Source organism: Beggiatoa leptomitoformis, assembly GCF_001305575.3.
Classification (GTDB): Bacteria; Pseudomonadota; Gammaproteobacteria; order Beggiatoales; family Beggiatoaceae; genus Beggiatoa; species Beggiatoa leptomitoformis.
In genome coordinates this window covers 62,883-79,467 of the sequence record NZ_CP012373.2, presented here as the reverse complement: position 1 = coordinate 79,467, position 16,585 = coordinate 62,883, and the positions used below count along the sequence as shown (strand labels likewise).

The window sequence follows — 16,585 nt, the reverse complement described above, 5'->3', positions numbered from 1 at the left end:
AATTGGTTAAAAAATATTGCCCGTTATAATGGCAGAAAATGGTGTTCAACTAATATTCACCCACAATACGCACTTCGGGTACTAAACGTATTCCATATTGTTGTTCTACAGAGACAATAATTTGCGTAATTAAGGCTTCAACATCTGCCGCCGAAGCCGATTGTTGATTAATAATAAAATTGGCGTGCTTTTCTGAAACACAGGCACCGCCAATGCTACGACCTTTCCATCCAGCTTGTTCAATAAGACGTGCGGCATGGTCATTAGACGGGTTACGAAAGACTGAGCCACAACTGGGCAATCCTACAGGTTGTGTTTCTCCGCGTTGGCGTAATAGGGCTTTAATTTTTTCTTGCCCTTCTTCAACGGGTGCGGGTAGCAGTTTTAATACGGCTGCCACAAACCATTCATTTTCAGGCCCTTTTACATGGCGATAACGGACTTCATAATCGGTGACAGAACGGCGTTGATGTTGCCCTTGACGGTTAACCGTTTCCACGCTACGAACAATAGACCATGTATCACTTCCCCACGCGCCCGCATTCATCGCAAGCGCGCCACCGATAGTGCCGGGAATACCCGCCAGAAATTCCGCCCCGCCTAGCCCTGCATTTACCGCAAGGCGGGCAACTTTGGCACAGCTCACGCCCGCTTCAACACGCAAAGTATGTTCGTCCACAAAAATGATGTCGTCCAATAACCCCGAGGTTAGGATGACCATACCACGCACACCACCATCACGCACCAACAGATTACTACCCAATCCCATCCATAAAATAGGCATGGTATCAGGGATTTGTGGCATTAATTGCGCGAGGTCTTCTAAATCCGCTGGTTCATAAAACCATTCGGCAGGCCCGCCAATACGCCATGATGTATGTTTGGAGAGCGGTTCATTATGGCGTAACGTACCACGTCCATTAAACGGTACAAAATTGGGGTTATGCCCAATAATCACTGTCATACCTGATTCACCCAGTATTGCAAGAAGAAAGCAGGAGGAAAACTATCAAGATTCCTCTACATTTACAGACTGTTGTATTGTCAGTTGTGCAGGTAAATTGGCTGAAATTGTCCCAATATTGCCCGCGCCTAGGGTTAATAAAATATCTTGGTCTTGTAATAGAGAAGGCAATAATGTGACCAACTCGTCCGCTTGTGCAACAAAACGTGGTTTGACTTGTCCTTTAGTTTGTAACGCATGACACAAGGCTTGTCCGTCTGCACCTTCTATACGGCTTTCACCGGCTGCATAGACATCTAGGAGTAATAACACGTCGATGGTTGATAAAACTTGGACAAAATCGTCAAATAAATCACGGGTACGGGTATAGCGGTGCGGCTGAAAGACCACGACTAAACGACGTTCTGCCCATCCTGCACGAATCGCTTGTAAAACAGCTTCTATTTCACGCGGATGATGTCCGTAGTCATCAATCAACATGATATTACCTTGTGCCGTGTGTAGGTGTTGGGTTTGAAAGCGTCGTCCAATGCCACTGAATTGTTGTAATCCACGTTGAATAGCGGCATCTTCCACCCCCACTTCATGCGCAATAGCAATGGCGGCTAGGGCATTACGCACGTTATGCACGCCCGCTAAATTTAAAGTAACATCCATCCAATAGCTATTATCACGCCACACTTGAAAGTGTGTTTTATCACGAATTTGTTGCACTTGTACTGCACGGATTTCAGCTTCTTCTGCTGTTCCATAGGTCAATAAAGGTTTAGTTAATTGCGGTAGTAATTGACGAATCACAGGGTCATCAATACAGACCACAGCCAAGCCATAAAACGGTAATTGTTGTAAAAACTTAATAAAGGTTTCTTGCAGTTTATTAAAATCGTTTTGATAGGTTTCTAAATGGTCAGCATCAATGTTAGTAACAACGGCCATAACGGGTTTTAAATATAAAAATGAGGCATCACTTTCATCCGCTTCTGCCACTAAATACGCGCCTGCACCTAAATTAGCATGTCGTCCAACACTGTTTAATTTACCGCCGATAACAAACGTTGGATCTAAGTTCCCTTCTGCCAACAAACTGGTGATTAAACTGGTTGTCGTGGTTTTACCATGTGTCCCCGCAATGGCAATACCCTGACGAAAACGCATCAATTCGCCCAACATTTCAGCACGTGGAATAACGGGAATATGTTGGGCGCGCGCAGCAACTACCTCAGGATTATCTGCTTTTACCGCGCTAGAAATAACAACAACATCACAGCCATAAATATTATTCGCATCATGCCCGCAATACAGTTTAATCCCTAAACTGCTTAAATGGCGTGTCGTAGCACTTTTATGCAAATCAGACCCCGAAACCGCATAGCCGACATGGTGCATCACTTCAGCAATACCACACATCCCCGCCCCTCCAATACCAACAAAGTGAATCCGTCGTCCACGTTTAGGCAAATTAACTGGATGGTGAGTCATTTTCATACTGAATCCTTATGAGATGCGCTCAAAGCAGATGGATAAGCGTGTTGTAAAATTAATTGAAGTATGTCATCAGTCGCCGTCGGATGAGCTAATTGCCATGCTTTTTCAGACATTTGCATTAAACGAGTGGGATTACTGACCAAAGATTGCACTAATTCGGTTAAATCAGTTGCTTTAAGTGATGATTGTGCGACCAAAATAGCCGCATTTTGATGACTTAAAAAACGAGCATTCGCTGTTTGATGGTCATCCACTGCGTGTGGGTAAGGCACTAAAATACTCGCTTTGCCCGCCTGCGCTAGCTCGCATACAGTCAACGCACCCGCTCGACAAATAACCAAATCAGCCCATTGATAGGCGGCTGACATATCAGTGATGAAAGGTTCAACCAATGCATCAAATGTCGCCGTTGCATAAACATCGCGTGTTGCCTCAAAATGCGCCTCACCCGTTTGATGCCACACATTGATTTTACTATTCACGGACAATAAGGCTTGAGGCACAATTTCATTAAGTGCTTTCGCCCCTAAACTACCACCCACAATTAAAATACGAACAGGTGATAAAATCGGCGATGTTGTTACCGTCGTTTGTGCTAACTGTAAAATTGCGTCACGCAATGGATTACCTGTTGCAATAGCATGAACAGAAGCAGGAAAGGTATAAGGAAAGGCCTCCATCACACAAGTAGCAATCCGCGATAATAAACGATTTGTTAAACCTACAATTGCATTTTGTTCATGGATTAAAACAGGAATACGCAACAACCACGCAGCAACCGCCGCAGGTCCTGTAACAAACCCCCCCATGCCAACAACCGCTGCGGGTTGATGACGACGCATAATTTGAATGGACTGCCACAAAGCCTTGCTCAATTGAAAAGGTGCGGTTAATCGCCGTACTAATCCCTTACCGCGTAAGCCACCAACATCAATATAATCAATGGCAATGCCCGTACTAGGAATAATTTTTGCCTCCAAGCCCTTTGCAGTCCCTATCCAACGCACAGGGATATTTTGCTGACGTAATCTCTCTGCAATCGCCAATGCAGGAAACACATGTCCACCTGTTCCACCCGCCATCAACAAAATAGGTTTAATACCCGTTTTTATCCTGTCCACAACCTAAAACACCTTCAAATCATGCTAAGAAATAATGTGATCTGCTATTATGCCATTAGTTACCCTATAAAATGAATTTTATCATGCGTCAGTTTAACGCATCATCTTTAATTTCATTAAAACTCAATCTATTAACAACAAACAGAAAGGATTTAGCAACGCTAGGGTAAGCACTCCCCATCCTAACCACAAGTGCGCTACGCCTGCCAAAAGAAACCCTTACACAAACTACAGATAATCGCCTTTCTACCAACTTTCATTCAAAACCCTGTATATCGTCAGACAATAGCCCTATTCTTAAACTATCCCAACACAACACTTTATCAAGTATTCAATTGACGATTATCAGGTTTATTCCAATAGACGGCAAATTTATAAAAATAAAGATAATAACCTGTTTGATGGACTTGCTTAACACTGTTATATTTAGCATGTTGTTTCAGAAATTTTACAAGCGCGAACTGACTGCCGTTTGAAATTTAATCAACCCGTTTTATCATTAAGTGCAAAGAGAACCTGAACAACTGAAAGAGTGCAAGAATACGGCATCCAATTCACCAACACTAACTGTGAAAAGGATAAGTAACGTGAGTAGTGCTGATTTTACATAGTTGATAAATTTAAACAAAACGAATGAACTACGTAAAATACATGCAATTACCACTGAGTCGCCAATAGCATGGAAAAGGTGGGCAGAATTTATGGTAACAAGATGGTTAATGTGTCTATTCATCAAACACGTTGCAACTGAAATCTATCTATTTTAGCTATCGCGGTTATTCCCCTCTGAGAATGTGGGTATAGATTACACCTCTTACTGTCACCCCTCTCACGTTACACATTTCATAACGCACTCACCACGCCATCCAGCAGGAACACTGGAATGGTAATTACTCAATATCCATAGTATTACGCTCCCGCCTTCAGTGAAGAAGGCTTGCTCGCAGACTGAGCGGGAAACACAAACCCACACTCTCAGCCGTGTCGACTCGCACACCAGAAGGGGTTGAGCGTTCTTACTTTTTAGGGACACAACCGTGAAGAGAATATTAATCAACGCAACCCAGCCAGAAGAGTTGCGTGTAGCGATGGTCGATGGACAGCGGTTATACAACTTCGACATCGAAACCGCCGCACGCAAGCAAACCAAATCCAATATTTACAAAGGTCGTATTACCCGCATTGAACCCAGCTTAGAAGCCGCATTTATTGATTATGGCGCAGATAGACATGGCTTTTTACCACTCAAAGACATTTCCCGCAGCTACTTTCAAATTCCTGTCACCTATGCACCACTGCCAGATGAACTATTAGACGGCGAAAATGGCGACGACGACATCCACACCATTCCCCAACCGCTACCTGTGCGGGGCAACATCAAAGAACTGCTCAAAGAAGGGCAAGAACTGATTGTTCAAGTGGACAAAGAAGAACGTGGCAATAAAGGTGCGGCACTTACCACCTTTATCAGCCTAGCAGGACGTTATGTCGTTTTAATGCCAAACAACCCACGTGCGGGTGGCGTTTCACGACGCATAGAAGGCGATGACCGTAGCGAAGCCCGTGAAGTATTAGGGAGTTTGGACATTCCCGACGGCATGGGTGTCATTCTGCGCACCGCAGGCATGGGCAAAACCGCCGAAGAACTAAAATGGGACTTAGAATATCTACTCGGTTTATGGCGAGCGATAGAAGACTCATCCCGCGACAGAATCGCGCCCTTCCTGATTTATCAAGAAAGCAACGTTATCATCCGTGCGATTCGTGACTACTTCCGCGAAGATATTAACGAAATTCTCGTTGATGACGAAGAAATCTATGCAGAAGCCATGGATTTTATGCGTCAAGTCATGCCCCAATACCTGACAAAAGTCAAACTATACAACGATAACGTGCCACTCTTTACCCGTTATCAAATTGAAAGCCAAATCGAATCCGCATTTCAGCGTGAAGTTCGCTTACCATCAGGTGGTGCAATTGTTTTAGACCACACGGAAGCCCTACTATCCATAGATATCAACTCCTCAAAAGCGACAAAAGGCGTAGATATTGAAGAAACCGCGTTAAACACCAACCTAGAAGCCGTAGAAGAAGTTGCCCGTCAACTCCGTTTACGCGACTTAGGCGGACTTATCGTTATCGACTTCATCGACATGATGAGCCATAAAAATCAACGCGAAGTAGAAAGCCGTCTAAAAGAAGCGTTAAAAATGGACAGAGCGCGTGTTCAAGTAGGACGCATCTCACGTTTTGGCTTACTTGAAATGTCTCGCCAACGTCTGCGCCCCTCGCTTGGCGAATCCAGCCATATCATGTGTCCCCGCTGTAGTGGACAAGGCAAAATTCGCAGCGTCGAATCCCTCTCACTCGCTATTCTGCGCCTCATCGAAGAAGAAGCGATGAAAGAACGCACCATAAAAGTGATTGCCCAAGTACCTGTTGACGTTGCAACCTACTTACTAAACGAAAAACGTAAAACCATTCAAGAGATTGAAGAACGTCAAAAAATTGACGTAGCCCTCATCCCTAACCCCCATTTTGAAACGCCAAAATACGAAGTTCAACGCCTACGACAAGATGACAAAGTTATCAACAGCGACAAACCCAGCTATCAAACTGTTGTAGAACCAACGGAAAGCAAAACCGTTGTAGAACATTATACCCATGTCCCCAAACCCCAAACCAGCACCGAAGAACCTGCGGTAAAAAGTTTGGCGTACAGCCAACCCCCTGTGCAAATCATCCGCCAGACAGAAGAAGTACAAAATCATGGCATCCTAAAACGGATGTGGAGCCTATTATTTGGCAATGAAACCATTGTTAAACCGATAGAACCTGTTTTATTAGCCCCTCCCACGCCACCCGCACGCGCGCCACGTAACAACAACCCACGCAATAACAACACCGCCGCCCGTAATGGACGCAAAAATACAACAGGACGGGATAACAATAATAACGGACGTAATCCTAACAATCGCACGCAACAACCAGCGGTTATAGAAGCCGTTACTGAAAAAGCCTTACCCCCCGTTGCGGCAGATGTTAGCGACAACAACATTAAAAAAGAACGTCCAACCATGCGACGGAGTCGACGCGGTGGCAGACGCAAGCGTACAGATAACGGCGTGATTGAGTCCATTGAAGGCATGATATTACCAACGGAAAATAATGTGTCGCATGTTCCTAATGTTCAGAACGTTCCCAACATTCCTAACACGCCGATGAATACACCCAGTATTCCCACAATAACGAATGTTGCCCCACCACAACATACGCCTGAACCCACTTATGCCGCGACGTATGAAAACCGTAATGAAACCCATACGGATAACAAGGCAGATGACAAAGACGTAAACTAAAAACCGTTTGAATTAATATTATTAATATAGCTAACGCAACTTAAAAAGCAGCTTAATGTAGGGTGGAATAGCGTAGCGTATTCCACCATAAAACGCCAAAAATAGCTGAGTTTATGCAGAAAGCTTGCACTGTTGTGGAATACGGCTTACGCCTATTCCACCCTACAATAATCATTTTATAATCATTTTAAAGTGCGTTAGCTATACCGCTAGTTTTTAACATTGATTCTTGCTTAGTAAAACCAAAAAAGGGTTATTTCTGAAGAAATAACCCTTTTTTATTCACAAGAACAGATAATTCACCTACGAACGACAACGTTGCAACAACTGAGTCATCTCTTTCTCAACCAATGGTTTATAAAAGAAAAACCCCTGCACAAAATCACAACCATTTGCACGCAATAAATTAAACTGCTGTTCTGTTTCCACCCCTTCCGCCACCACCTGCATATTTAAACCATGCGCCATTTTAATCAACGACGTTACTAGCGTAATATCATTTTGAGTACTCATATCCGCAATAAACGACCTATCTATTTTTAAAATATCCAGATTAAATTGCTTAAGATAACTGAGTGAAGAATACCCCGTTCCAAAATCATCAATCGCTAAATGAACACCTAACGACTTTAAAATTTTTAACGTTTGCACTGTTTTAGTCGCACAATTCATCGCTAAACTCTCAGTAATTTCTAGCTTTAACCAATGCGGTGATAAGCCTGTCTGTTTTAATACATTAACAATGCGTTCAATCAAATCAGGTTGATTAAACTGACGCACAGAAAGATTAACCGCCATACGTATAGGCATAAGCCCTTGTTGTTGCCACTGATAGCTTTGTCGACAAGCCGTTTCTAAAACCCATTCACCAATCGGAATAATCAAACCACTTTCCTCAGCAAGCGGAATAAACTCTATCGGCGAAATCAAGCCAAAAGTAGGATGTTGCCAGCGTAACAAAGCCTCCACCCCCGTGATTTTTTGCGTATTTGCCTCTAATAACGGCTGATAACAAAGAAATAATTCCTCTCGCTCCAACGCATAACGTAACGCATTTTGCAAAGTAAGGCGTTTATGTGCCTCAGCATTATCATTTTTAGTAAAAAAGCGATAACTATTCCGTCCCTTACTTTTCGCCTCATACTTAGCAATATCCACATTTTTTAACAAATTGCTTAATTCCGTTCCATCTTGTGGATAAATCGCAATACCAATACTAATGCTTAGAAAAATTTCATGTCCTTCAATGATAACAGCATGATTTAAACTACTTAAAATACGGGTTGCAATATGCGCAGTAATCTCAATTTCATCTTGAATGCGCTCTAAATTATCCAATAATACGGCAAACTCATCGCCCCCCATACGAGCAATCATAGGGGCTTCATGCTCTAAAGTATGCGTTAAACATTTTCCCAAATGACATAACACTTGGTCGCCAACAGGATGCCCGAGCGCGTCATTAATATCCTTAAAACCATCAATATTAATCAACAACAGCGCAACACGATGATTCTCACGATAAGCCCGTTTAAGAACCTGAGTCAGATTTTCTTGAAATAATAATCTATTCGGTAATCCCGTTAATGCGTCGTAATACGCCAACTGTTTAATTTTTTCTTCCGACCGTTTTTGTAAAGAATTATCCGTCACAATGCCGACAAAATGCGTAATTTCCTTACGTTCATTTTTAACCGCACTAATACTAAGCCATGCAGGATAAACCTCTTTAGATTTACGTCGATTCCAAATCTCACCACTCCAATGCCCAATAGTTAAAATGGATTCCCACATCCGCTGATAAAACGAATTAGGATGCTTACCCGATGTCATAAAGCGCGGATTTTCCCCCAAACATTCAGCCTCAGTATAACCCGTAATATCCGTATAGGCTTGATTAACACTGATAATATTAGCGTGTGAATCAGTAATAATAATGCCTTCACGACTGGCCTGAAATACACTAGCCGCAAGATGCAATTGCGCTTCAATCTTTTTACGCTCTTGTACTTCTAATTGTAAACAATGATTTTGCCGCTCCAATTCTTGAGTACGTGTATCAATTTCCGCCTCTAACCGTTGACGATTATTGAGCAAATCTTGTTGAAAAATATCCGTTGTTTCCGTAATAGTATCAAGGGAAATCTCTAAATCCGCTTTATCACGGTATAAACCCTGTTTTTCAGATTCAAACTTTTCTAATTGTTGGCGAAACTCATGCAATTTTATTAGCAATTCCTGCGTGACCAAATCGCTATGCTCAGTAGTTGTATCTAAAGCAATTGTCAAATCTTGCTTATCTTGTTCAATTGTTGAAAGTTTTTCATACAATTGTTTTAATTCATCTAATAATTGCAAACGTAATTCATCATGAGGTAATTGATTAAGGTTCATAGCAGACAACGGGAATACTAATAGGAGTGGTAGGGTTATTTTACGCAACTAGACGAAAAGAGAGTGAATAGTTTTTATCCTGTTTTGTACAAGAAATTTACCACAACATGCAACTAGAATTTAAAATGAGATGGCACAGTGGAGGAAAGGTGGCGCGAGAAAATGCACTGAAAGGCGAATACTTTCATTCTGTTGTGTGTGTGGAATAGGAGTTTCGTTTTGCTGGGGGAGTAATCCACGTTGTAGTGCGGGGAAATTGCGCCCTTAATGTCAACACTCACTGTAATCGCATTATCACAACAAACTAATTTACGATTTTCCCACACCTGTCCGCCTAAATTACGAATTTCCCATATTTTCTCAAATGCTTGTCCCGCCGTCACAATAGAGTTATCAGGATAAGTAACATCAGCAATAAAACCCGTTACATCTTTATAAATACTGTGCATTAGTTGAAGGCTTAACAGGAAATTCCCCGCGTTTGAATAAACAACGTAATAGGTCTAAAGAATGTACTTGTAACGCACGGGCAAGTTGTTCAATGGTTGATAGCCGCACTTATTGTATTTCACCATCTAACAATTCATGGAGTGCCGAACAACTAATACCTATTTGAATTAAAATATATTTAGTAAAGTCATTAATTATCATGTTAGCTCCCATTAGGAATACCATCCCGTTGAGCGGTGTTATCCCAATATCCTAATGAGAATGAAAGTTTTTTTCCAGATTAGAAACCAAGATGGGTCCTTTCTCATGTTAAGATGTCATTATTCTGTAGGTTAATTATTTATCACTTTACTTTAAGGATAAAAATATGATACTGCGCAATATGATACGGTTAATTTTGCTCTTGCTGATGAGCATAATCTCATCAACATCATTTGCTGATGATTATATTCAGGTGGATGCAAGTGGCAATTATACTTGTGGCGTAAAAACTGATGGTAGTGTGGTTTGCTGGGGGGATAACAGGAATGGTCAAGCCATACCCCCCGAAGGCAGTTTTACCCAAGTCAGTGGTGTAGGTGGCAATCACGCTTGTGGCGTAAAAACTGATGGTAGTGTGGTTTGCTGGGGGGATAACAGCGATGGTCAAGCCACCCCCCCCGAAGGCAGTTTTACCCAAGTCAGTGCAGGGGGCTTTTTTACTTGTGGACTAAAAACCGATAGCAGTGTGGCTTGCTGGGGGCGCAACGAGTATGGTAAACCCACGCCCTCATCAGGCGGTTTTACCCAGGTTAGTGTAGGTAGCTATCATACTTGTGGCGTAAAAACTGATGGTAGCGTGGTTTGCTGGGGATATAATAATTATGGTAAAGCCACACCTCCCGAAGGCAGTTTTACGCAAGTCAGTGCTGGTTACAATTATACTTGTGGCGTAAAAACCGATGGTAGTATGGTTTGCTGGGGGAATTATAATGAAGCCATTATTCTCGAAGGCAGTTTTACCCAAATCAGTGTCAGTGCAGGTGGCAATTATATTTGTGGCGTAAAAACCGATAGTAGCGTAGCTTGCTCGGGGAGTAATTATACCCCCCCCGAAGGCAGTTTTACCCAAGTCAGTACAGGTGACAATCATGTTTGTGGCGTAAAAACTGATAGTAGCGTGGTTTGCTGGGGAGGATATAACACTTATGGTCAAGCCACCCCACCATCAGTCGGCTTTGCCCACCCCTTGGGCAGTTTTATCCAAGTCAGTGCAGGTGACAATCATGCTTGTGGCGTAAAAACTGATAGCAGCGTGGCTTGTTGGGGGGATAATTATTATGACCAAGCCGCCCCACTCTCTGGCAGTTTTACTCAAGTCAGTGCAGGTAGCTTTTTTACTTGTGGCGTAAAAACTGATGGTAGTGTGGCTTGCTGGGGAAATAACAATTTTGGTACCCCACCCGCAGGTAGTTTTACCCAAGTCAGTGCCGGTTACAGTCATACTTGTGGCATAAAAACTGATGGCAGTGTGGCTTGTTGGGGGAATAATTATTATGACCAAGCTACCCCACCCGAAGGCAGTTTTACCCAAGTCAGTGCTGGTTACGATCATACTTGTGGCGTAAAAATCGATGGTAGCGTGGCTTGCTGGGGAGGATATGACTACGGTTCCCCCCCCGAAGGCAGTTTTACCCAAGTTAGTGTAGGTGGCTTTTTTACTTGTGGCGTAAAAACCGATGGCAGCGTGGCTTGCTGGGGGGATAACAGCAATGGTCAAGCCACACCCCCCACAGGCAATTTTACCCAAGTCAGTGCAGGTTACTCTCATGCTTGTGGTGTAAAAACTGATAGCACCGTAGCTTGCTGGGGGGATAACTATAGTGGTAAAGCCACTCCTCCTGACCCTCCCAAAAGCAGTTTTATCCAGGTCAGTGCAGGTGAAAATCACACTTGTGGCATAAAAACCGATGGCAATCTCGTCTGCTGGGGTTGGCACGTGAGCAACCTTTGGATTGATGGAACGGTAGCACCGCTTGAATTTGCAACGATAATGTTAAATGGGACACGCTTCAGCCTACCTACCTTATCAGCGGTTAGTGCGTTAACCACAACAGATTTACTCCCGAATATTAAATTCGCGGGGGGGATTTCCGTCAAGGGTGGTACATTCGTGAAGAGCGGGACACTACAAGGCTTTACAGGTAATCCTGTGGTCATTGCAGGTAGCCTACAAGTTGACCCCAGCCAAGTAGGACAAACAGCAGAAATTATTGTTCTGGGAGTCTCTCGCCCAACGGAAACTTGGTACATGATGGATAATACAAGACCACTTGTCTGGGATGGTAATTTTGCCATGCTCACTGTTCGTCAAATGCAAGTAGCATTACGAACAATTCAACCAATTATTTTATATGAAGGTGAACTTGTTACAACAGGTCAGTTGTCTATCTACTTTGGCTATCGTTTATTAAACGATGAACAAATTATTTATGCAAATGAGAGTATCGATGTCACGACTGAGTAAGTCCGTTTGTTAGTTTAAAAAATGAGGATAACACCGCTACATAGTGGTGTTATCTTTTTTTTGGCTTCATTCTAGGGCGTGTCATCAAATAGTAAAAAATGTTATATTATAATCATATACCCAGATATCGCCAAGGATAAAACAATGAGTCGTCGCTATGCCTTAACCGATGAACAATGGTCAAAACTAGAACCGCTACTCCCTGGGCGTAAAGGACATGTCGGGATGACGGCTAAAGATAACCGCTTGTTTATTGATGCTGTTCTATTCCGTTATCGCAGTGGCATTCCTTGGCGCGACCTCCCCGAACGCTTTGGTGATTTCCGTGTCGTCCATACCCGCTTCAGTCGTTGGTCTAAGAAAGGTGTCTGGGAACGTGTTTTCAAGATACTAAGTGCCGATGCCGATAATGAATATGCCATGATAGACAGCACAATAGTTAGAGCGCATCAACATAGTAGTGGTGGTGGCGCAGATGAAGCCATTGGACGTAGCGCAGGGGGTTTAAGTACCAAGATTAACTCCGTTGTTGACGCACTGGGCAATCCGACCCTTTTTTTTTGACTGCGGGACAGGCAAGCGACCTTGAGGGGGCTGATGCTCTTATTCCTCAGATAAAGGCAAACGCTTTATTGGCTGATAAGGCTTATGATGCAGATGAACGGGTTAGAGATGTTTTAAAACAGCAAGGCATAGAACCTGTGATTCCGTTCAGGAAAAATCGTTTAAATCCACCTTATTATGATAAAGTCCTTTATAAGGCACGTTATTTAATCGAGCATTTCTTTGGTAAATTAAAGCAATACCGCGCTATAGCTACACGATATGATAAACGCGCTAGGAATTTCTTAAGTGGGGTTTATTTGGCTTCTACCTTGATTCTTTTAGCTTGAACCTTTAACCCTTCTTATTTGATGACAGGCTCTACCTATTCAATAAAAATTGTCTGAATCAGAATTGCTCAGTATAAAAAATATGTATTTATAATATAGTTAGTTATAAAAACCTTGAGCATTCTGATTCAGACCGTTTTTAGATTACACTTTGTCCCCGCGTCCTATCGCATAATAACTAAATCCGTTTTTCTTCAAACGGTTGTAGTTATATAAATTTCGTCCATCAAAAATAACGGGGTTTTTCAACTGGCTGTGAATCAGTTTAAAGTCAGGACTACGGAAAACTTGCCATTCTGTAACGACTAATAGCGCGTCTGCCCCTTGTAATGCGGCTTCAGGACTGTCGCACAGGGTTAAATCTGCGCGCTCACCATAAATCCGCCTTGTTTCATCCATTGCTTTTGGGTCATAGGCTTGCACTTGCGCACCTGCTTGCCACAAGGCTTCCATTAATGGACGGCTGGGGGCTTCGCGCATATCGTCTGTGTTGGGTTTAAACGCTAATCCCCATAATGCAAACCGTTTTCCTTGTAAATCGCCTTTAAAATGGTTATGAATTTTGGCAAACATAACTTGTTGTTGACGCTGATTAACTGCACTGACTGCTGTTAAAAGTTGGGCTTCCATTCCATATTCGCGGAATGTTCTTTCTAACGCATTTACGTCTTTTGGAAAACAAGAACCGCCATAGCCGCAGCCCGCATAAATAAAGCCAAATCCAATGCGGGGGTCTGAGCCTATGCCTAATCGCACTTGTTCAATATCTGCGCCCACACGTTCCGCAAGATTTGCCATTTCGTTCATAAAGCTGATTTTGGTGGCTAACATGGCATTTGCCGCATATTTTGTTAGTTCTGCCGAGCGAATATCCATGATTAATAAGCGGTCATGATTGCGATTAAATGGCGCGTACAGTTCGTGCATCAGTTCTTCAACATCGGCATTGTCTGCACCAATGATAATGCGGTCAGGGCGCATAAAATCGCCAATGGCCGCACCTTCCTTAAGAAATTCGGGGTTAGATATCACATCAAACCGTTGTTGCACGCCCCGTTTGTTTAGTTCTGCTTGCACAGTTGCGCGTACTTTATCCGCAGTGCCAACGGGAACGGTGGATTTATCAATAATCGCTTTATATTCTGTAAGATGTTGTCCTATGCTTTGCGCAACAGCTAATACATAGCGTAAATCGGCAGAGCCGTCTTCATCAGGGGGCGTACCTACAGCGATAAAAATAACTTCACTAAATGCAATGGCCTTTATCGCATCGGTTGTGAATTCTAGCCGTTTTTCTGCCATATTATTTTTAATTAAATCATCCAATCCCGGCTCATGAATAGGAACATGCCCTTGATTTAAGCGGGCAACTTTTTGTGCATCAACATCAACACAAATCACATGGTTGCCAACTTCTGCTAAACATGCCCCCGTTACTAATCCAACATAGCCAGACCCAAAAATACTAATCCGCATCTTATTATTCTCCTAAATGAGCTGAAAAGCGGTTAAAGATAAATGCCAATATGACTATAGCGTAACATGATAAGTAAAAAGCAAAATGACAAGTTATATAGCTTCTGTCTGAATCAGAATTCTTAGGGTTTTCAGAATATCCAGATAATAGTGATATCTGATTGAATAGACGCGATGCTGACAATAATGGCATGGCACAAAGACTTCCCCTCATCAAGCGATAGAGCTGTGCTACAATTTGCGTTTAATTTTTGCGGCACGCGCCAGACTTCTCTGAATTTACTATGCAAAACATCCACGCTCATCGAATCCTGATTTTAGATTTTGGCTCACAATATACTCAATTAATTGCGCGTCGTATCCGCGAAATAGGCGTTTATTGTGAAATTCATGCTTATGATATGCCAGCAGAGGCTATTCAAGCATTTAATCCTAAAGGAGTTATCTTATCTGGCAGTCCTGAGTCAGTAACGGACACTGCCACAAACTATCGCGCGCCTGATTGTGTGTTTAGCTTGGGCGTACCTGTGTTAGGAATTTGTTATGGGATGCAAACAATGGCGGTGCAGTTAGGCGGTAAGGTGGAATCGTCTAATTTACGCGAGTTTGGGTATGCACAAATTCGTGCGCGGGGGCATTCGCGTTTGTTAAAAGACATTGCGGATTACGTTACGCCTGAAGGACATGGCATATTAGACGTGTGGATGAGTCATGGCGATAAAGTAACTGAATTACCAAGTAATTTTACACTAATCGCAACCAGTGATAATTCCCCCATTGCAGGCATGGCGGATGAAAGCCGTCAATTTTATGGGGTGCAATTTCACCCTGAAGTGACCCATACTAAGCAAGGATTGCATATTTTACAACGCTTTGCGCATGATATTTGTCACTGCCAAGCGTTATGGAATTCGCTTAATATTATTGAAGATAGTATTAAAAATATTCGTGAACAAGTTGGACAAGATGAAGTTTTACTGGCGTTGTCTGGTGGGGTTGATTCTTCTGTGGTAGCAATGTTGTTGCATCGGGCGATTGGTCAACAACTGACATGTGTTTTTGTCGATAATGGCTTGTTACGTTTGCATGAGGGTGAACAAGTCATGGCGATGTTTGCGCAACACTTGGGAATTAAAGTGATTCGAGTGGATGCGGAGCAACGTTTTTTAGGCGTGTTGCAAGGCGTAAGCGACCCTGAACAGAAGCGTAAAATTATTGGCAATTTATTTATTCAAGTTTTTGAAGAAGAAGCAAAACGCTTAGATACTGAAGGTCATCAACGTGGAGCTGGTTTTCGCTGGTTGGCGCAGGGGACGATTTATCCTGATGTGATTGAATCCGCAGGTTCCAAAACGGGTAAGGCGCATGTGATTAAATCTCATCATAATGTCGGTGGTTTACCCGAAAAAATGCACTTGAAGTTAGTTGAGCCATTACGTGAGTTATTTAAGGATGAAGTGCGGAAACTAGGGTTAGAACTGGGGCTACCGCTGGAGATGGTGTACCGTCACCCGTTCCCAGGCCCGGGCTTAGGGGTGCGAATTTTAGGTGAAGTGAAAAAAGAGTATGCGGATATTTTGCGTCTTGCCGATGCTATTTTTATTGAAGAATTGCGTAAACAGGGCTGGTATGACAAGACCAGTCAGGCTTTTGCTGTCTTTCTTCCTGTGCGTTCTGTTGGGGTTATGGGGGATGCACGGAAATATGAATATGTTGTGTCTTTGCGCGCTGTGGAAACCATTGATTTTATGACAGCTCGTTGGGCGCATTTGCCCTATGCGTTGTTGGAAACCTTATCCAATCGGATTATTAATGAGGTGTCTGGTATTTCGCGGGTTTGCTACGACGTGTCGAGTAAGCCACCTGCAACAATTGAATGGGAATAAGTCACGTCAGAATTAAAGATTGTCTGGATCAGGATTTTCAGAATTAACAAG

General features: G+C 42.9%; 11 protein-coding genes. 4 read left to right on the top strand and 7 right to left on the bottom strand.

What is annotated here, in order from left to right:
• Positions 1-49 precede the first annotated feature (49 nt).
• The 3 genes from murB to murG are packed head-to-tail and all read right to left on the bottom strand — an operon-like array spanning position 50 to position 3,570.
• Entirely contained in the window at positions 50-964 is a 915-nt protein-coding gene (gene murB, locus AL038_RS00390) for a UDP-N-acetylmuramate dehydrogenase (RefSeq protein WP_062147369.1), read from the bottom strand.
• 45 nt (positions 965-1,009) lie between these two features.
• Positions 1,010-2,449 (bottom strand): UDP-N-acetylmuramate--L-alanine ligase, encoded by a 1,440-nt coding sequence (murC, locus tag AL038_RS00385; RefSeq protein WP_062147362.1) that lies wholly within the window; start codon positions 2,447-2,449, stop codon positions 1,010-1,012.
• Positions 2,446-3,570, bottom strand: a complete 1,125-nt coding sequence (murG, locus tag AL038_RS00380) for an undecaprenyldiphospho-muramoylpentapeptide beta-N-acetylglucosaminyltransferase (RefSeq protein WP_101539133.1) — start codon at positions 3,568-3,570, stop codon at positions 2,446-2,448. Before murG ends, murC begins: the two co-directional genes overlap by 4 nt.
• A 1,037-nt stretch (positions 3,571-4,607) precedes the next feature.
• Here murG and AL038_RS00375 point away from each other — a divergent pair.
• Positions 4,608-6,929: an Rne/Rng family ribonuclease gene (locus tag AL038_RS00375; protein ID WP_083991371.1), complete on the top strand. Its 2,322-nt coding sequence runs from the start codon at positions 4,608-4,610 to the stop codon at positions 6,927-6,929.
• A 303-nt stretch (positions 6,930-7,232) separates the two neighbouring features.
• Here AL038_RS00375 and AL038_RS00370 read toward each other — a convergent pair whose 3' ends face one another.
• The 3 genes from AL038_RS00370 to AL038_RS18700 form a co-directional block, all read right to left on the bottom strand.
• Positions 7,233-9,323 carry a GGDEF domain-containing phosphodiesterase gene (locus tag AL038_RS00370; RefSeq protein ID WP_062147356.1) on the bottom strand — a complete coding sequence of 697 codons (2,091 nt, stop codon included), beginning with the start codon at positions 9,321-9,323 and terminating at the stop codon, positions 7,233-7,235.
• A 113-nt stretch (positions 9,324-9,436) separates the two neighbouring features.
• A complete protein-coding gene (locus AL038_RS00365) occupies positions 9,437-9,772 on the bottom strand; it encodes an NBR1-Ig-like domain-containing protein (protein WP_062147353.1) in 336 nt (111 codons plus the stop codon).
• Positions 9,756-9,881 carry a hypothetical protein gene (locus AL038_RS18700; protein ID WP_272898031.1) on the bottom strand — a complete coding sequence of 42 codons (126 nt, stop codon included), beginning with the start codon at positions 9,879-9,881 and terminating at the stop codon, positions 9,756-9,758. Before AL038_RS18700 ends, AL038_RS00365 begins: the two co-directional genes overlap by 17 nt.
• 259 nt (positions 9,882-10,140) lie before the next feature.
• Here AL038_RS18700 and AL038_RS00360 point away from each other — a divergent pair, with 259 nt between their 5' ends.
• Together AL038_RS00360 and AL038_RS00355 are read left to right on the top strand one after the other, a co-directional pair.
• Positions 10,141-12,279, top strand: coding sequence for a hypothetical protein (locus AL038_RS00360; protein ID WP_062147351.1), 2,139 nt, complete (start codon positions 10,141-10,143; stop codon positions 12,277-12,279).
• Between the two features lie 144 nt (positions 12,280-12,423).
• Positions 12,424-13,172 (top strand): IS5 family transposase gene (locus AL038_RS00355; protein WP_201800099.1). Its coding sequence is split into 2 segments (ribosomal slippage): positions 12,424-12,838 and positions 12,838-13,172, totalling 750 coding nucleotides; the frame shifts between segments, so codons are not numbered across the junction.
• 144 nt (positions 13,173-13,316) lie between these two features.
• On the opposite strand, the gene AL038_RS00350 is transcribed toward AL038_RS00355, so the two are convergent.
• Positions 13,317-14,648: a UDP-glucose dehydrogenase family protein gene (locus tag AL038_RS00350; RefSeq protein WP_062147348.1), complete on the bottom strand. Its 1,332-nt coding sequence runs from the start codon at positions 14,646-14,648 to the stop codon at positions 13,317-13,319.
• Between the two features lie 284 nt (positions 14,649-14,932).
• On the opposite strand from AL038_RS00350, the gene guaA reads away from it, so the two are divergent.
• Positions 14,933-16,534, top strand: coding sequence for a glutamine-hydrolyzing GMP synthase (guaA, locus tag AL038_RS00345; RefSeq protein ID WP_062147345.1), 1,602 nt, complete (start codon positions 14,933-14,935; stop codon positions 16,532-16,534).
• The last annotated feature ends 51 nt before the right edge of the window (positions 16,535-16,585 follow it).

Excerpts from the sequence above, each read along its gene's own strand:
- AL038_RS00360 (WP_062147351.1), top strand. The coding sequence starts at position 10,141 with ATGATACTGCGCAATATGATACGGTTAATTTTGCTCTTGCTGATGAGC.
- guaA (WP_062147345.1), top strand. The coding sequence starts at position 14,933 with ATGCAAAACATCCACGCTCATCGAATCCTGATTTTAGATTTTGGCTCA.
- AL038_RS00365 (WP_062147353.1), bottom strand. The coding sequence starts at position 9,772 with ATGCACAGTATTTATAAAGATGTAACGGGTTTTATTGCTGATGTTACT.
- murC (WP_062147362.1), bottom strand. The coding sequence starts at position 2,449 with ATGAAAATGACTCACCATCCAGTTAATTTGCCTAAACGTGGACGACGG.
- murB (WP_062147369.1), bottom strand. The coding sequence starts at position 964 with ATGACAGTGATTATTGGGCATAACCCCAATTTTGTACCGTTTAATGGA.
- AL038_RS00370 (WP_062147356.1), bottom strand. The coding sequence starts at position 9,323 with ATGAACCTTAATCAATTACCTCATGATGAATTACGTTTGCAATTATTA.
- AL038_RS00350 (WP_062147348.1), bottom strand. The coding sequence starts at position 14,648 with ATGCGGATTAGTATTTTTGGGTCTGGCTATGTTGGATTAGTAACGGGG.